We start from the raw sequence: 16,577 nt of genomic DNA on the forward strand, positions 1-16,577 counted from the left end.
GCGCACGCGCGCGGGCGGGGGGACAGGGGCGCGCCGAAAAGCCGTAAGGGATGGGGGAGTTCGTCCACGGCGGCCGGGTCGGCGCAGGCAGCGGAGTCTGTGAGGCCGGCGCAGGCAGCGGAGTCTGCGAGGCCGGCGGAGGCCATGAAGGCGGCGGACGCCGGGAGGCCGGTGAAGGCCCCCTTGGGTGACCTCGGCACCGAGATCACCGCCTCTCTCGTCGTCTTCCTCGTCGCCCTGCCGCTCTGCATCGGAGTCGCCGTGGCCTCCGGGGTCCCGGCCGAGCTGGGGATCATCTCCGGGGTGATCGGCGGGCTCGTGGTCGGCGCGGTCCGGGGCAGCACCCTCCAGGTCAGTGGCCCCGCCGCGGGGCTCGCGGCGCTGGTCGCGGAGACCGTCGCCGAGCACGGGGTGGCCATGCTCGGGGTGATCGTCCTGGGCTCGGGGATCCTGCAGATCGTGCTCGGGGTCGTACGGCTCGGGCGGATGTTCCAGGCCATCTCGATCGCCGTGGTGCAGGGCATGCTCGCGGGGATCGGACTGCCGCTGATGTTCAGCCAGCTCTACCCGATGGCCGACAACAAGGCGCCCGGCGTCCCCATCGAGAACATGGCCGGGGTGCCGGGGCTGCTCGCGGACGTGCTGACCGACCGGCAGGCGATGACCGCCCTGCTGCTCGGCATCGTCACCGTCGCCCTGAGCTTCCTGTGGAAGAAGGCGCCCGGACCGGTCAGGCGGATCCCGGCCGCGCTCGTCGCCGTGGGCATCGGGATCGCGGTCGCCGCCCTGCCCGGGGTCGAGGTGAAGACCCTCCAGGTCGGCAATCTGCTCGCGGCCGTCCAGGTGCCGGGCGCCGAGCAGTTCGCGGGGCTGGCCGAGCCGGCGATCATCACGTCGATCCTCACATTCACGGTCATCGCCTCGGCGGAGAGCCTGTTCACCGCGGCGGCCGTGGACCGTATGCACAGCGGTCCGCGCACCCGCTACAACACCGAGCTCGTGGCCCAGGGGGCCGGGAACACCGTGGCCGGGATCCTCGGCGCGCTGCCCGTCACGGCGGTCGTGGCGCGCAGTTCGGCGAACGTCCAGGCGGGTGCGAAGACCCGGCTCTCCCGCACCCTGCACGGCCTGTGGCTGCTGGCGTTCGCGCTGCTGCTCCCGCAGGTCCTCGCGCTGATCCCGATCTCGGTGCTGGCGGGCGTGCTGGTGCACAGCGGCTGGAAGCTGCTCGCGCCGGGGGAGTTCCCGAAGATGTGGCGCCAGGACCGGGGCGAGTTCGTGGTCATGACGGTCACCACGCTCGTCATCGTCGCGACGGCGCTCCTGGAGGGCGTGCTCGTGGGACTCGCGGCGGGGATCGTACTGGCCGCGCTGCGGATGTCGCAGACCGTGATCCGGCAGCACATCGAGGACGACACCGCGAAGATCGTCATGGCCGGCAACGCGACCTTCCTGCGCCTCCCGAAGGTCATCGAGGCCCTCGAGTCGGCGGCCGCCTCCGGCAAGCCCCGCATCCGCCTCGACCTGACCGGCGTGACCCATCTCGACCACGCCTGCCGCAACCAGGTGGAGGAGTTCACGGCCCAGCAGCGGGGGCGGGGCCTGCGGGTGGAGCTCCTGATGCCGGGGCCGGCCGCGGAAGCGTTGGAGCCCGACGAGGGGACCCAGGGCAGGGTGCCCGCGGGCTCAGCGAGCGGGGGTGCTGCCGAGTGGGGTTTCGAGGTCGGTGCGTTCGACCCACCCGTTGCTACCGCCACTGGGGCCGCGGCCCCCGGCCGCCGGACCCCGATCCCCGACACCCACGACTTCACGGCGTCCGGACCCATGGCGACCCAGTCCGTGGCGACCGAACCCGCCCCCGGCGTCGAATGGTTCTACCTGGACACCCGGCCCGTCCCGGACGATGCCCCGCCACGGCCGCCCCTCGTAGGCTGAGGAGCAGCCGTCGGTGGAGGGAGCCCGGGATGTCCGGATGGAGCGAGAAGGCCATCCCCGACCAGCGCGGACGCGTCGCCGTGGTCACCGGGGCCAACAGCGGGATCGGGTACGCCACCGCGCGGGAACTGGCCCGCAAGGGCGCCCGCGTGGTGCTCGCCTGCCGCAGCGAGCGGCGGGGTGGCGAGGCCCGGGACCGGCTGCTGGGCGAAGTACCGGGCGCGAACGCGGAGTTCGCCCGGCTGGACCTCGGGGACCTGGCCTCCGTACGGGAGTTCGCGACCTCGTTCCCGTACGACCGCCTCGACCTGCTGGTCAACAACGCGGGCGTGATGGCGCTGCCGTACAGCACGACGGCGGACGGCTTCGAGACCCAGTTCGGCACCAACCACCTGGGCCACTTCGCCCTGACCGGCCTGCTGCTCCCCCCGCTCCTCGCGACACCCGGGGCGCGCGTGGTGACGGTCTCCAGCACCATGCACGCGGTCGCCAACATCGACATCCACGACCTCAACAGCGAGCGCCGCTACCGCCGTTGGATCGCCTACGCCCGCTCCAAGACCGCCAACCTGCTCTTCGTCCACGAACTCGCGCACCGCTTGGCGGCGCACGGCTCGGACGTGATCGCGGCGGCCGCGCATCCCGGGTACGCGGCCACCAACCTCCAGACCGCGGGCGTGAAGATGCAGGGCCGCACGGCGGCGGAACGCTTCTTCCTGGTCGGCAACCGCTTCTTCGCCCAGTCCGCCGACGCCGGCGCCCTGCCCACCCTCTACGCCGCCACGGCCCCCGAGGTCACCCCCGACTCCTTCACCGGCCCTTCCCTGGCCGGCTGGCGCGGCGCCCCGGGCCCCTCCTGGCGGGCCCCGTGGACCCGCGACGACCGGGCGGCGCAACGCCTCTGGACCGCGTCGGAGAAGCTGACGGGAGTGACGTACAACGCGCTGAAGAGCTGACCTACGACCCGCTGAAGCAGGCCTGCGACCCGCTGAAGCTGACGTACGACGCCCCCAAGGCCCGACCGGCGTGTCAGGCCGTCGCCCCGCTGTCCACCACCAGATCCGTGCCGACCACCGAGGACGCGTCGTCCGAGGCCAGGTACAGGACGGCCGCGGCGACCTCGGCCGTGGCGGAGACCCGGCCCAGCGGGAGCGTGGCCCTCGCCCGCTCGTCCCGGTCCGCCTCCGTCTCGCCGGGGCGCAGGGACATCGGGGTGGCCACGGCGCCGGGGCTGACCGCGTTGATGCGGACGCCGTCGCGGATGTGGTCCAGGGCCGCGCCCCGGGTGAGGGCGGAGACGGCGGCCTTGGTGGCGGCGTAGGCGGCGGCGCCGGGGTGGCGGACGTGGGCGCCGAAGGTGGAGGCGATGTTCACGATCGCGCCGCCGGAGGGCTGGGAGCGCATCTGGCGGATCTCGGCCCGCAGGGCCAGGAAGACCCCGGTGAGGTTGGTGTCGAGCTGCTCGCGCCAGTCGTCCTCCGCGAGATCGGCCAGCGGCTGCCCGCCCCGGAACACCCCCGCGTTGTTGACGGCCACGTCGAGCGCGCCGAAGCGGTCCACCGCGGCGGCCACCACGGCTTCGATCTCGGCGTCCCGCACGACGTCCGCGGTCACCGCGAGCGCCTTGCCGCCCGCCTCCTCGATCAGCCGGACGGTCTGCGCCAGCGGCTCCCCCCTGCGTCCCGTCACGACCACGTGCGCACCCTCCGCGGCGAACGCGAGGGCGATGGCACGGCCGATTCCGGAGCCCGCACCGGTGACGAGAGCGGTCCTGCCGATGAAACGCGTCATGATCTCCCCTGTTTCTTGACCGATCGGTTCAATATGGCGACAAAAGAAAAGGACGCCGCCCATCCCGAAAAGCTCCAGTCGCGTCCCGGAGAAGCTTCAGTCGAGCAGCGCCAACGCCTGTTCCGCCGCGTCCCGCACCCGCGCCGGGTCCGGTGAGGCCTTGCCGACGACCTTGAGGCCCTGGAGCAGTACCAGCAGCATCCGGGCAAGGGCCTGGGGATCGCGGTCCGCCGGCAGTTCGCCCTGCGCCTGCGCGCGGACCAGTGCCGAGTGCAGCACGGTCTCCATCTGGTCCCAGTTCCGCTCCACCTGGCGGGCGGCGGCCGGGTCGTGCGGGGCCAGTTCGGCCGCCGTGTTGGTGAGGAAGCAGCCGTGCAGCCGCAGGTCCTCGGCGCTCGCCTCCGCCGCGTAGCGCCGGACCAGAGCGCGTACGGCGGGCAGCGCCGGACCCGGCCGGGACACCTCCCGCAACAGATCCGGGAGTTGTTCCTGGTACCGCCGCAGCGCCTTCATGTACAGCTCGTGCTTGTTGCCGAAGGTCGCGTAGATGCTGGCCCGCCCGACGCCGAGATGCTCGACCAGGTCGGCCATCGACGTCGCCTCGTAGCCGCGCCGCCAGAACAGCTCCAGAGCTGCCTGCAGCGCGGCCTCGGGATCGAACTCCTTGGTCCTGGCCACGTACAGGAGACTAGGACCAACGAGAACGACCGGTCAAGAAACTCCCCTACGCCGCCCGCACCTGGTACGTGGTGATCCGCACCGACTCGTCGTCCAGGCACTGCCCGGTCTCCAGGTCGAAGCGCTGCTTCAGCAGCGGGGAGGCCACGAACGGGCGGCCCTGGTGGGTGCCGGTCAGGCCGCGGGAGAGGACCGCCGCGCCGCCGAAGGGGTCGCGGTTGTCGACGGCGTACAGGTTGCCCGCGCGGTCGCGGAAAAGAGCCGCCTGCCGGCCGTCGGGCAGCAGGGCCGCGACTCCCCGGCCGGGGAGCAGCCGGGCCAGTTCGCAGACCGCGAACCAATCGCCGTTCAGCTGGAGTTCGACCTTCAGGTCGGTGGTCTCGGGTGCCAGGGTCATCGCTGGGCGCTTCCTTCCAGGGGACGGTGGCCGATGGTCAGCAGCGGCAGGTCGGGCTTGATCTGGTCGCGCTCGGGGACGAAGCCGACGACCGGGTCGGGGGTGTCCGGCGCGTTCACGAAGGACACGAACCGGGCCAGCTTCTCGGGGTCGTTGATGGTGGTCGCCCACTCGTCGGCGTAGTGCGCCACGTGGGCCGTCATCAGGGACTCCAGCTCCTCGCAGATGCCGAGGGAGTCCTCCACGACCACGTCACGGACGTGGTCCAGGCCGCCGGGGATGCGCTCCAGCCAGGTCGAGGTGCGCTCCAGGCGGTCCGCGGTGCGGATGTAGAACATCAGGAACCGGTCGATCAGCTTGACCAGTTCGGCGTCGGTGAGGTCCTGCGCGAGCAGGTCCGCGTGGCGCGGGGTCGCGCCGCCGTTGCCGCCGACGTAGAGGTTCCAGCCGTTGGAGGTGGCGATCACGCCGAAGTCCTTCGACTGGGCCTCGGCGCACTCGCGGGCGCAGCCGGACACCGCCGACTTCAGCTTGTGCGGCGACCTGAGCCCCCGGTAGCGCAGCTCAAGGTCGATCGCCATGCGGACCGAGTCCTGGACGCCGTAGCGGCACCAGGTCTGGCCGACGCAGGACTTCACCGTGCGCAGCGACTTGCCGTAGGCGTGCCCGGACTCGAAGCCGGCGTCGACCAACCGGGTCCAGATGAGAGGGAGTTGCTCGACCCGCGCGCCGAACATGTCGATCCGCTGGCCACCGGTGATCTTCGTGTAGAGGCCGAAGTCGCGGGCGATCTCGCCGATCGTGATGAGGCCCTCGGGGGTGATCTCACCGCCGGGGATGCGCGGCACGACCGAGTAGGAGCCGTTCTTCTGGATGTTGGCGAGGAAGTGGTCGTTGGAGTCCTGGAGGGCCGCCTGCTCGCCGTCCAGGACGTAGCCGCTCGCGCCGATCGTCGGGGCGAGGGAGGCGATGATCGAGCCGACGGCCGGCTTGCAGATCTCGCAGCCGTCGCCGCCCCGGGCGCCGTCCCGGCCGTAGCGGTCGAGGAGGTCCTGGTAGGTGTTGATGCGCAGGGCGAGGACGATCTCGTAGAGCTCCTCGCGGGTCTGCGAGAAGCAGCCGCACAGGCCCTTGTCGACCTCGACGCCGGACGCCTCCAGCTCCGCGGTGACCAGCTGGCCCAGCACCTTGACGCAACTGCCGCAGGTCGTACCGGCCTTGGTGCACTTCTTGACCTCGGGCACGGTGGTGCAGTTGTGCTCGGTGACCGCTCCGCGGATCGTGCCCTTGCGGACGTTGTTGCAGGAGCAGATGATCGCGTCGTCCGGCAGCGCGGTCGGGCCCAGCTGCACCGACTCACCCGCACCGGCGGGCAGCACCAGCGACTCGGGCTTGACCGGCGGCACCGAACCGGTGAACGCCTTCAGCGTGCCGTACGCCTCCGCGTCGCCGACCAGGATGCCGCCGAGCAGTGTGCCGTCCCGGCCGATGACCAGCTTCTTGTACAGACCCGCGCGGGAGTCGGAGTACACGACGTCCAGGCAGTCCTCGGTCGCGCCGTGCGCGTCACCGAAGGAGGCCACGTCCACGCCGAGCAGCTTCAGCTTGGTGGAGAGGTCGGCGCCGAGGAAGGCGGCCTCGTCGGAGGCGATGGTCGCCGCCGCCGTCTCGGCCTGCTCGTAACCGGGGGCCACCAGGCCGTAAACCCGGCCGTCGGCCGCCAGCGCGCACTCGCCGATCGCGAACACGTGCGGGTCGGAGACCGTACGGCACTGCTCGTCGACGGTGATGCCGCCGCGCTCGCCGACGGTCAGTCCGCAGTCGCGGGCCAGCTGGTCGCGGGGGCGGACACCGGCGCTGAACACCACCAGGTCGGTGGCGAGTTCGGAGCCGTCGGACAGCTTCATGCCGGTGACGGCGCCGTCCTCGTCGACCACGATCTCCTGCGTGCCGACGCCTGTGTGGACCGACAGGCCCATGTCCTCGATGGTCCGCAGCAGCGCCGCGCCACCGCCCTCGTCGACCTGCACCGGCATCAGCCGCGGCGCGAACTCCACGATGTGCGAGGTCAGTCCGAGCCCCTTGAGCGCGCCGGCCGCCTCCAGACCGAGCAGACCACCGCCGACCACGGCACCGGTGGTGCGGGTCTTCGCGTACTCCTCGATGGCGAGGAGGTCCTCGATCGTGCGGTAGACGAAGCAGCCCTGGGCGTCCTTGTTCGGCACCGGCGGCACGAAGGGGAAGGAGCCGGTGGCGAGGACCAGGGTCTCGTACTCGAAGACCTGTCCGGACTTCGCGGTGACCTTCTTCGCGTCCCGGTCGATCGTGACGGCCGGGTCGCCGACGTACAGCTCGATGCCGTGCGTCTCGATGAACTCCATGTCCGTCATGGACAGTTCCTCGGGCGTCTTCCCCGAGAAGTACGACGTGAGCGCGACGCGGTCGTACGCCGGACGCGGCTCCTCGCAGAGCACGACCACACGGTGGGTCGCGGTCAGGCCGCGCGCGGCGAGCGCCTCCAGGAAGCGCTGGCCGACCATGCCGTGGCCGACGAGGACGATCGTGGGGGTGGCCTCCGTGGCCTCCGGGTGGGCGGTCATCAGGAGCCTCCATCGTTGGTGAGCAGGTGGAGCAGCGGTCCGCCGTCGGAGGGGAGCGGCTCTGCTCCCTCCCAGGCGCGGGCGAGCGCGCCGACGGTGCCGAGTTCGCCGACGAGGACCCCGCCGACCAGGCGGTCGTCGCGGACGACGACCTTGCGGTAGGTGCCGCGGGTGGCGTCCGCCAGCTGGACGACGTCGTCGCCCGGGAGCGCCTCGGTCTCGCCGAACGCGGCCAGGTCGAAGGCCGCCTGTCCGGGCAGCGTGAGCCGGGTCAGCGCGCGGGTGCCGGTGTAGCGGGCGCCCTTGCTCCCGGAGCCGGACGCCAGCAACTCGGCCAGCGCGTCGGCCTGTTCCAGGGCCGGGGTGGCGAGGCCATAGACGGTGCCGTCGTGCTGGGCGCAGTCGCCGATGGCGTGGATGTGCGGGTCGGAGGTGCGCAGTTCGTCGTCCACGACGATGCCCTTGCGCACGTCCAGGCCCGCGGTCTGCGCGAGGCCGACGCGGGGGTGGACCCCGCAGGCCAGGACCACGATCTCGGCGTCCAGGGCGTAACCGTCGGCCATCTCGACCGAGCGGACCGCACCGCCGACGCAGCGCACGTCCCGCACGCGCAGATCGGTGTGGACCTCGACGCCCAGGTCCCCGAGGTGGCGCCGGACCAGCTTGGAGGCGCTCGGGTCGAGCTGGCGTTCCATGAGCCGCTCGGCCTGCTGGGCGAGGACGACCTGGGCGCCGCGCTGGGCGAGCGCGCGGGCCGCGGAGACCCCGAGGAGGCCGCCGCCGATCACGACCGCCTTCACTCCCGGCCGGACCGCCTCGGACAGGCCGAGGCAGTCGTCCATGGTGCGGAAGGCGTGGACGCCCTTCGGCAGTTCGTGGTCCGCGGTGAACAGACCGCGCAGCGGCGGCAGTACCGGGTTGGAGCCGGTGGCCAGGACGAGCGTGTCGTATGCGATCTTCGAGCCGTCGGCGCACTCGACGGTCCGGGCCCCGCGGTCGATGCCGGTGACCCGGGCACGGGTCAGCGCGGCCGGCGCCGGGAGCGCGATCACGTCCGGGGTGTACCGTCCCGCCAGCACCTCGGCGAGGAGCACCCGGTTGTACGGGCGGTGCTCCTCCTCGCCGACGAGCGTCACGGGCGTGCCGAGCTCTCCGAGCCGCCGGGCGAGCCGGACGCCCGCGAGCCCGGCGCCGATCACCACCACACGCGTATTCGAGGTCATGTCCAGGAGCGTGCGTGGTGGGTGTTACCCGACCGCATCACCTCTGTTTCCCGCGAGGAACGCTGCCCTCAGCTGTGGCCGGGGGCGGGTGTGAGGGTTCGGGGGCGGCGCCGGGGGAGCGCTGTGAGGAGGCCCGCGCCCAGGTGGGTGGCGTGGGTGTGGATCCCGTCCCGTGGCGTGGCGGTGGAGCCCGTCCCGTGGCGTGGCGGTGGATCCCGTCCCGTAGGGTCGCGATCATGCCCGACATACCCCTGACCACGGTCGTCGTCCTGTGCCTCGCGGCTCTCGCGGCCGGCTGGATCGACGCCGTGGTCGGCGGCGGGGGCCTCCTGCTGCTGCCGGCCCTGCTGCTCGGCCTGCCCGCGAGCACCCCGGCCGCGTACGCGCTCGGCACCAACAAGGCGGTCGCCATCGTCGGCACCTCGGGGGCCGCGGTGACGTACGCCCGCAGGACGAAGGTCGACGTACGGCTCGCTGTGGGTATCGGGCTCGCGGCCCTCGCCGGCTCCTCGGCCGGCGCGTTCTTCGCGGCCGGGATGACCACGGAGGTCCTCAAGCCGCTGATCCTGGTCGTGCTGCTGGGGGTCGCCGCCTTCGTGATCCTGCGCCCGGCCTTCGGCACCGCCACCGCGACCGGCCCGGCCACCCGCCGCCAGGTCCTCGCCGCGATCGGCCTCGCGGGCCTCGGCATCGGCTTCTACGACGGACTCGTCGGGCCCGGCACCGGCACCTTCCTGGTCCTCGCCCTCACCGCGGTCCTCCACCTCGACCTGGTGACCGCCTCCGCCACCGCGAAGATCGTCAACTGCTGCACCAACGCGGGCGCGCTCGCGATGTTCGCCTGGCAGGGCACGGTCCTGTGGCAACTGGCCGCCCTGATGGCCGTCTTCAACCTCGCCGGAGGCACCCTGGGCGCGCACACCGCGCTGAAGAAGGGCAGCGGGTTCGTCCGGGTGGTCCTGCTGACCGTCGTCTTCGCGCTGGTCGCGAATATTGCGTACGAACAGTGGCTCGCCTGACGTTACGGTGACGCCGTGACGACTCAGGTGATCGTGCTCAACGGCGGTTCCAGTTCCGGCAAGTCCGGGATCGCGCGATGCCTCCAGGCGGTGCTGCCGGACCCGTGGCTGGCCTTCGGGATCGACGGGTTCGTCGAGTCGATGCCCCTCTCGCTCCAGTCCTCGGAGGCCGGCATCGACTTCGCGGCGGACGGCGGGGTGAGCGTCGGCGAGGAGTTCTCGCGGCTGGAGGCGGCCTGGCGGGCCGGGGTCGCCGCCACGGCGTGGGCGGGCGCCCGGGTGATCGTCGACGACGTCTTCCTGGGCGGCGCGCACTCCCAGGAGCGCTGGCGCAAGAGCCTCGACGGACTGGACGTGCTGTGGGTCGGCGTGCGCTGCGACGCCGAGGTCGCCGCGGGCCGGGAGATCGTCCGGGGCGACCGGGCGCGCGGGATGGCCGAGAAACAGGCGACGCTCGTGCACCAGGGCGTGGTCTACGACCTGGAGGTGGACACCACCCACACCGAGGCCCTGGTGTGTGCGCGAACCATCGCCGAGGCGGTCGTCAGCGGCTCCCCGTGAGATGCGCGAACACCACCACGTTGCCCCGGTAGCCGGTCGCGCGTGAGTAGCCCCCGCCGCAGGTGATCACCCGCAGCTCGGGCCGTGCCGCGGCGCCGTACACCTTCTCGTCGGGGAAGTCCTTCGCGTCGTACACCTCGACCGCGTCCACCGTGAACACCGCCACGCTGCCGTCGCGCCGGTCCACCTCGATCGGGCTGCCCTTGCGGAGGGCGCCGAGGTCGTAGAAGACGGCGGGTCCCTCGGCGTTGTCGACATGCCCGGCGACGATCGCGGTGCCCTTCTCACCGGGGGTGGTGCCGGCCTCGTACCAGCCGGCGAGGTTCTTCTTCGCGGCCGGCGGCACGTCGAGGCTGCCGGTGCGGGTGAGGGCGAGGCCCGTCAGGGGCGCGTCCACCTGGATCGCGGGGATGCGGACGCGGTCCGGCGGGGACGGCGCCAGGGCGGGCGCCGCGTCGAGCTCTGCTGCGCCCCCTCGGACGGAGTGCGCCTGGGCGGCGGACGGCTGCGGCGGGGTGTGCGTCTCGGCGCCGCTGCGCAGCAGCCACGCGCCGCCGCACAGGGCCACCACGGTGACCCCGGCTATGGCCGTGTTCCCGAGTCTGCGGTTGATCCCGGCTATGGCGGTGTTCCCGAGCCTGGCGTTGCGCACAGGAGCCTCCTCTACGGCTGGCCTGCCCGTCCCCCTCCGGGCCGCGAGGGGCGTCGGACCCGGAGGGGGAGGGGACATGCGGTACCGGCGGACGGACAGCGGAGGGTGTCCGTCAGATCCTGTCGCCTCTCGCCCGGCGATGCAGGAGCCAGGTACCGCCCGCGGCGGCGACGGCGAGAGCCGCCACACCGGCCGCGGTCTGCACGGGGTCGGGGCCGAGCGCGCCACCGACCCCCGTCTTCACACTTCCTCTGGGATGCACCGGCTGCCGCTGCGAGGTCAGCGTGACCACCAGGTCTCCGGTCACCTGCCGGCCGCTCTGCGCGCAGGTCGCGACGATCTCGTACGTCCCCGGCTGCGCGCTCGGCGGCACCCGGAACCGTCCGGTCGTGTCACCCCCGTGCATGCTGGGCGCCAGCGTGAAGGCGCCCGCGCCCACCGCACTGGCGTCCCCCGTCCCCGCACCGTCGTCCCCGCACGCCGCCGTGTTCACGGTGACCTGCCCGCCCGGCACGACCGAGGACGGGACGACGTCCAGCCCTTCGGCGTCCCCGGCGTGGGCCGGCGCGCAGACGAGACCTGCGGCGGCGACGGCGAGCGCGCTGCCGGTCAGCAGGCGGACGGTGGTGCGCATGGTGCTCCCTCGAGCTCTCGGTGGGGATCCCTGTGCTTTCGAGGTAAGTGGCAGTGCGCCGGGACCGCTTCCTGAGGGAGCGTCAGAAATACGGTGAATGGGTGTCAGATCGCCGCCCCCCGGGCCGGGTCGGCCGGAGTTTCAGCAGGTCATCGCCGTGCGGCAGGGGTGTCGTGGAAGAGAACCCGAAGGGTGCGGGGCGCGCGTGTGAACGGGTGACGGCCGAGTCGCCGTCCGCGCTTGACCTCAACTTTGGTCGAGGTATCAGGCTGTCCTCCATGCAGACAGACACCGCTCCCCTCCAGGTCACCCTCGTCATCGGCAGCAACCGGCACGGCCGTTTCGGCCCGGTCGTCGCCGACTGGCTCCTCGACCGCCTGCGCGACCGCGACGACCTGGTCGCCGAGGTCGTGGACGTGGCCGAGGCCGACCTGCCCATGTCCTTCGCCGCTCCTCCGGCACCCTCCCCCGTCACCCCGAAACTCGCGTCGGCGGACGCGTTCGTGGTCCTCACGCCCGAGTACAACCACTCCTTCCCGGCGGGCCTGAAGAACCTGATCGACTGGCACTTCACCGAGTGGCAGGCCAAGCCTGTGGCCCTGGTCTCCTACGGCGGTGTCTCGGGCGGCCTGCGGGCCGTGGAACACCTGCGCCAGGTCTTCGCCGAGCTCCACGCGGTGACGGTGCGGGACACGGTGAGCTTCCACAACGCGGGAGCGTCCTTCGAGGACGGCCGCCCGAAGGACGCGGAGGGGCCGGACACGGCGGCGAAGACGATGCTGGACCAGCTGGTGTGGTGGGGGAAGGTGCTCAGGGCGGGGAGGGCGACGCTGCCGTACGGCCGCTGAGACCCGTCCGCTTCCGGGCTACGGTGAGGTGATGGGCATGGAACAGCGCATCACCCTGATCACGTTGGGCGTCCTCGACCTCGCCCGCTCCAAGGCCTTCTACGAGGCCCTCGGCTGGCGGGGCCAGGAGGTCGCGGAGACGGTCTTCTTCCAGGCGGGCGGCCTGGGCCTGGTGCTGTGGGGCCGGGACAGGCTGGCGGCGGACTGCGGGCTGGAGCCGGGCCCCGCGACCGGCTTCGGCGGTATCGCCCTCGCCCACAACGTCCGCTCCGAGGCGGAGGTCGACGCCCTCCTCACCAAGGTGGCGGAGGCGGGCGGCACGGTCACCAAACCGGCCGCGGTCAACGCGGTCGGCTTCTACTCCGGCGCCTTCACGGACCCCGACGGCCACGCCTGGGAACTGGCGTACAACCCGAGCTTCCCCCTGGCAGAGGACGGCACACTCACCCTCCCGGACTTCGGCTGAGCGCGCGTCCCTGACGGCCCCCGGCCCACTCCGCACGCCCGCGCGTCCCGGACAGCCCCCGGCCCGCTCCCCAAGGCGCGCCTCCGCCGTCGAGGGTCGTCGTGGTCGGTGAGGTCGCGGGTCGGCACGCCCTGCGCTCGCAGCGCATTTCGCCAACCGCTCAAAACCCGGCGAGCGCCTCGTCGACCGCTCGTCGGCCCACCGCCGCGAGGACCGGGTTCTTGCCGTCCCGGTAGTAGTGCACCGCGCCCACCCCCCAGCGCAGGGCCCACGCGCGGCCCCGCTCCCAGGTGGCCTCGTCGAACTCGGCCGCTTCCCGGAACAGACGGCGGCTCTCGCCGGTGAACACGGTCCAGGCGGGCAGGGTGTCCGCCGTGGGCTCCCCGACGCCCAGGCAGCCGAAGTCGATGACCGCGGTGAGGCGGCCGCGCACGGTGAGCAGGTTGCCGGGGAGGAGGTCCGCATGGAGCCAGACGGGAGCCCCGCCCCACCCGGGCAGTCCCAGGGCCTCGTCGGCGAGGGCGTTCGCCCGGCCCGCGTCCAGGATGCCGGCGGCGCCCAGGTCCCGGATCGCCAGCCGGTTGCCGTCGTCGAAGAGGTGCAGGGGCCCGGGGCGGTAGGAGGCCGGCCCGCCGGTAGCGTCGACCGCCCGCAACGCGGTGACGAACCGCCCCAACGACACGGCCGCGTCGGCGAGTTCGGCGATCGGTGCGTCGTAGGCGTTGTCCCCGTCCAGCCACCGGTACACCCCCCAGGGCAGCGCGTACCCCCGGCCGGGTTCCCCCTTCGCCAACGGCTCCGGCACCGCCAGCGGAAGCCGCGGTGCCAGCCGGGGCAGCCACCGGTGCTCGAACTCCACCTGCCGCCCGCCACCGGGCAACCGCGGCAGCCGTACGACCATGTCGTCCCCGAGCTGGAACATCGCGTTGTCCGTCCCGGCCGAGTCGACGCGGGAGACCGGGAGTTCGCCCCAGCGCGGGAACTGGTCCGCGATCAGCCCGCTCACCAGTTCCCCGTCGATGTCGAGCTCGTCGGCGTGCATCTTCGTGGTGGACGGCATGGGACTCCAGGGGGAGTGGGGTGGGCGTCGGCGGGGGAGCGTATCCGCGCGCGCGAGCCGGATGCCAGCGCTTTTCCCTCAGTCCCCGGTGCCCGACGAGAACCGCTCCGCGAGCGTGCGATGCCGTGCCGCCGCCTGCCGGGCCGCGGCGGGGGTGACGGAGGACCCCGGCAGGCTGCCGATGCGCTCGATGTCGTCGGCGAACCGCAGATGCTCGGCGCGCGCGTACTCCCGGCAGGCCAGACACGTCACCCGGTCGGGACGGGGCGAGGTCATGGCGTACGGCACCCGCACCCCGCACCCGGTGGCGACGACGCTCGGCAGATCCCCGGCGAGCCCGAACGTGGCCGCGAGCATGGTGCGCACGGCGGCCTCACCCCGGACCACCTTCACCTCGACGTGGATGTGCGGATCGCCCTCGCCCAAGTTCCTCTCCCTTCCCATGAGTACGGCCGCCCCCGGCATCGGAGGCGGCCGCGTCGTACGTCCGGGGATCAGGGAACGTCAGTTCACGTTCACCGCGCTCCAGGCCGCCGCCACCGCGTTGTACTCCGCGCTGCCCGCACCGTACAGATCCTTCGCCGCGTTCAGCGTGGCCGTCCGCGCCCCCGCGTAGTTCGTCGAGGACGTCATGTAGACCGTCAGCGCCCGGTACCAGATCGCCCCCAGCTTGTCCCGGCCGATCCCGGTGACCGTGGAGCCGTTGGAGGTGGGGGAGTTGTAGCTGACGCCGTTGATGGTCTTGGCGCCGCTGCCCTCCGCCAGCAGATACGCGAAGTGGTTCGCGACCCCGGAGGAGTAGTGGACGTCGAGGTTGCCCACCGAACTGCTCCAGGAGTCCGCGGACTTGCCGTCCCTGGAGGGCTTGTCCATGTACCGCAGGGCGTCCCGCCCGAAGCCGGAGCGGACGATCTTCTCGCCGATCAGGTAGTCACCGGTGTCGGAGGAGTTGCCCGCGTAGAACTCCACCAGCGTGCCGAAGATGTCGGAGGTCGCCTCGTTGAGCCCGCCCGACTCGCCCGAGTACGTCAGCGCCGCCGTCTTGGACGTCACGCCGTGCGACATCTCGTGCCCGGCCACGTCCAGCGACACCAGCGGGCCCATCTGCGTCCCGTCACCGTCGCCGTACGTCATGCAGAAGCAACTGTCGTCCCAGAAGGCGTTGTTGTAGTTGTTGCCGTAGTGGACGCGGTTGTAGGACCCCTTGCCGTCGCCGCCGATGCCGTTCCGCGCGTGGACGTTCTTGTAGTAGTCCCAGGTGACGTCGGTCCCGTACTGCGCGTCCACCGCCGCCGTGGCCCGGTCCGAAGTCGCCCCCGTGCCCCAGTGGTTGTCGGCGTCGGTGAAGAGGGTCGCCGGGGCCCTGCTGATGCAGATGGTCAGGAAGCACAGGTCGGTCTTGTTGGCCGCGTCACCGGTGTAGGTGTTCCCGCGCGTCGCGTCCTTGAGCTGGTACGTCGATCCCGACTGCGTGGTGTTCAGCGCGACCGTGCCGCTGTACAGCGACTTCCCGTCACCGGCGGCCTGTTCGATGCTGTCCCACGCGTCGATCTGCGCGCCGGTGCGGGCGTCGGTGAGGACGGTCCGGGCGACCGGGTTGCCGAGCGAGTCCTGGGCGGCCGCGTTCGTCCGCCAGGCCAGCTTCGGGGCCCCGTGCAGCGCGTCGACGACCAGCTGCGGCTTGGCGGTGAGCTTCTTCAGGGTCTCGCCGAGGTTGGCCGCCTTGAGCGCGTTCGCGGCGAGGTCGGCGGCCTTCGGGGCGGACAGCGCGGGGGTGACACTGGCCAGGGATATCGCGTTCCTGGTGGCGCGCGAGGAGCTCTCGTACGCCCCGTCCGGCGCCAGGTGGACCACGAAGTCGCCGCCGAGCACGGGGAGTTGGCGGTAGGTGCGGTCGTATCGGACGTGCTGGGTGCCGTCGGGGTCGACGATCACGTCACGGACCTTCGTGCGCTGCGCGGAGGTGAGCCCGAGCGCCGAGGCCTGGTCGGCGAGCGCCGACGCGGCGTTGTCGAGCGCGTCTGCCCTGGTGGGTCTGTCGGCCGCACCGGCGGCGGGGGAGAGGGCGGCGGCCAGCAGGGTGGCGGCGGTGGCGGCCACTCCGGCGGTGGCGAGACGACGGGAACGGGCACCTCGGACGTACGGCCGTATCCGACTCATCGGTCTCCTCAGAAAGGCGCCAATGGGGCGCGTGGGGGTGGCGCGGACGTTGACGAAGATTTAAGAGGCCATGACAAGCCGTGTCCATACCGCGTCACGTGCAGGTGTGTGAGGGGAGAGAATCGTTTCTGTGATCCCCGAGACCCTCCCCTTCTTCGTCTACGGCACCCTCCGCCCCGGCGAGGTCAACCACGACCTCTTCCTGCGCGGCCGCGTCCGCTCCGAGGCACCGGGCCGACTGCCCGACGCGCTGCTCTACGACGGCCCCGGATACCCGTACGCCGTGGCGGAGCCGGACGGCGGACCGGTCTTCGGCGAGCTCGTCACCGCGGACCCCGAGGACTACGACGAACTGCTCGCCGCACTCGACGAGTTGGAGGAATTCACACCGGGCGACCCGCGCAACCTCTACGAACGCGTCGCACACGAGGTCGTGCGCGCCGCCGACGGCACGGCCGTACGCGCGTGGGTGTACATGGCCGCGCCCTCCGTCGCCGTACGCCTGCGAGCGCACGGCAAGCTGATCGAGAGCGGCGACTGGCTGACGCGGTGA

Annotated in this window: 17 protein-coding genes; 7 read left to right on the top strand and 10 right to left on the bottom strand. The window is 72.2% G+C overall.

The genetic code is table 11. The features are described 5' to 3' along the window. Nucleotides 1–144: 144 nt before the first annotated feature. Complete coding sequence (locus OHN19_RS29310; protein ID WP_419249543.1) at nt 145–1,935, top strand: SulP family inorganic anion transporter; 1,791 nt, start codon at nt 145–147, stop codon at nt 1,933–1,935. Nucleotides 1,936–1,964: 29 nt separating this feature from the next. Further along, entirely contained in the window at nt 1,965–2,891 is a 927-nt protein-coding gene (locus tag OHN19_RS29315) for an oxidoreductase (protein WP_330267070.1), read from the top strand. Between the two features lie 73 nt (nt 2,892–2,964). On the opposite strand, the gene OHN19_RS29320 is transcribed toward OHN19_RS29315, so the two are convergent. The 5 genes from OHN19_RS29320 to OHN19_RS29340 form a co-directional block, all read right to left on the bottom strand. Continuing rightward, nucleotides 2,965–3,726, bottom strand: coding sequence for a glucose 1-dehydrogenase (locus tag OHN19_RS29320; protein WP_330267071.1), 762 nt, complete (start codon nt 3,724–3,726; stop codon nt 2,965–2,967). Between the two features lie 96 nt (nt 3,727–3,822). Next, nucleotides 3,823–4,404, bottom strand: coding sequence for a TetR/AcrR family transcriptional regulator (locus OHN19_RS29325; protein ID WP_330267072.1), 582 nt, complete (start codon nt 4,402–4,404; stop codon nt 3,823–3,825). Between the two features lie 46 nt (nt 4,405–4,450). Next, a complete protein-coding gene (gene nirD, locus OHN19_RS29330; protein ID WP_330267073.1) occupies nt 4,451–4,801 on the bottom strand; it encodes a nitrite reductase small subunit NirD in 351 nt (116 codons plus the stop codon). Next, nucleotides 4,798–7,401: a nitrite reductase large subunit NirB gene (gene nirB / locus OHN19_RS29335; RefSeq protein ID WP_330267074.1), complete on the bottom strand. Its 2,604-nt coding sequence runs from the start codon at nt 7,399–7,401 to the stop codon at nt 4,798–4,800. Before nirB ends, nirD begins: the two co-directional genes overlap by 4 nt. Beyond that, complete coding sequence (locus OHN19_RS29340) at nt 7,401–8,624, bottom strand: NAD(P)/FAD-dependent oxidoreductase (RefSeq protein ID WP_330267075.1); 1,224 nt, start codon at nt 8,622–8,624, stop codon at nt 7,401–7,403. Before OHN19_RS29340 ends, nirB begins: the two co-directional genes overlap by 1 nt. A gap of 236 nt (nt 8,625–8,860) precedes the next feature. On the opposite strand from OHN19_RS29340, the gene OHN19_RS29345 reads away from it, so the two are divergent. Next, a complete protein-coding gene (locus OHN19_RS29345) occupies nt 8,861–9,643 on the top strand; it encodes a sulfite exporter TauE/SafE family protein (protein WP_330267076.1) in 783 nt (260 codons plus the stop codon). Nucleotides 9,644–9,658: 15 nt separating this feature from the next. Next, nucleotides 9,659–10,204 (top strand): chloramphenicol phosphotransferase CPT, encoded by a 546-nt coding sequence (gene cpt, locus OHN19_RS29350; RefSeq protein ID WP_330267077.1) that lies wholly within the window; start codon nt 9,659–9,661, stop codon nt 10,202–10,204. Here the strand turns inward: cpt and OHN19_RS29355 are convergent. Both OHN19_RS29355 and OHN19_RS29360 read right to left on the bottom strand, forming a co-directional pair. Further along, nucleotides 10,188–10,856 carry a class F sortase gene (locus tag OHN19_RS29355; RefSeq protein WP_330267078.1) on the bottom strand — a complete coding sequence of 223 codons (669 nt, stop codon included), beginning with the start codon at nt 10,854–10,856 and terminating at the stop codon, nt 10,188–10,190. The two genes, cpt and OHN19_RS29355, sit on opposite strands and share 17 nt — an antisense overlap. A gap of 112 nt (nt 10,857–10,968) precedes the next feature. Next, the gene (locus tag OHN19_RS29360; RefSeq protein ID WP_330267079.1) at nt 10,969–11,490 is read right to left on the bottom strand and encodes a hypothetical protein; all 522 of its coding nucleotides are present in this window, start codon (nt 11,488–11,490) and stop codon (nt 10,969–10,971) included. 278 nt (nt 11,491–11,768) lie between these two features. On the opposite strand from OHN19_RS29360, the gene OHN19_RS29365 reads away from it, so the two are divergent. Next, entirely contained in the window at nt 11,769–12,338 is a 570-nt protein-coding gene (locus tag OHN19_RS29365) for an NAD(P)H-dependent oxidoreductase (protein WP_330267080.1), read from the top strand. A 37-nt stretch (nt 12,339–12,375) separates the two neighbouring features. Next, on the top strand, nt 12,376–12,804 hold the full coding sequence (locus OHN19_RS29370; RefSeq protein ID WP_330267081.1) for a VOC family protein: 429 nt from the start codon (nt 12,376–12,378) through the stop codon (nt 12,802–12,804). Nucleotides 12,805–12,964: 160 nt separating this feature from the next. Here OHN19_RS29370 and OHN19_RS29375 read toward each other — a convergent pair whose 3' ends face one another. The 3 genes from OHN19_RS29375 to OHN19_RS29385 all read right to left on the bottom strand — a co-directional run bounded on the left by OHN19_RS29375 (nt 12,965) and on the right by OHN19_RS29385 (nt 16,024). Continuing rightward, the gene (locus OHN19_RS29375) at nt 12,965–13,864 is read right to left on the bottom strand and encodes an aminoglycoside phosphotransferase family protein (protein ID WP_330267082.1); all 900 of its coding nucleotides are present in this window, start codon (nt 13,862–13,864) and stop codon (nt 12,965–12,967) included. A gap of 78 nt (nt 13,865–13,942) precedes the next feature. Continuing rightward, complete coding sequence (locus OHN19_RS29380) at nt 13,943–14,290, bottom strand: hypothetical protein (protein ID WP_330267083.1); 348 nt, start codon at nt 14,288–14,290, stop codon at nt 13,943–13,945. A 78-nt stretch (nt 14,291–14,368) separates the two neighbouring features. Then, nucleotides 14,369–16,024: a M4 family metallopeptidase gene (locus OHN19_RS29385; RefSeq protein WP_330267084.1), complete on the bottom strand. Its 1,656-nt coding sequence runs from the start codon at nt 16,022–16,024 to the stop codon at nt 14,369–14,371. Between the two features lie 130 nt (nt 16,025–16,154). On the opposite strand from OHN19_RS29385, the gene OHN19_RS29390 reads away from it, so the two are divergent. Further along, entirely contained in the window at nt 16,155–16,577 is a 423-nt protein-coding gene (locus OHN19_RS29390; protein ID WP_330267085.1) for a gamma-glutamylcyclotransferase family protein, read from the top strand.

It is taken from the genome of Streptomyces griseorubiginosus (assembly GCF_036345115.1).
Taxonomy (GTDB): Bacteria; Actinomycetota; Actinomycetes; order Streptomycetales; family Streptomycetaceae; genus Streptomyces; species Streptomyces griseorubiginosus_C.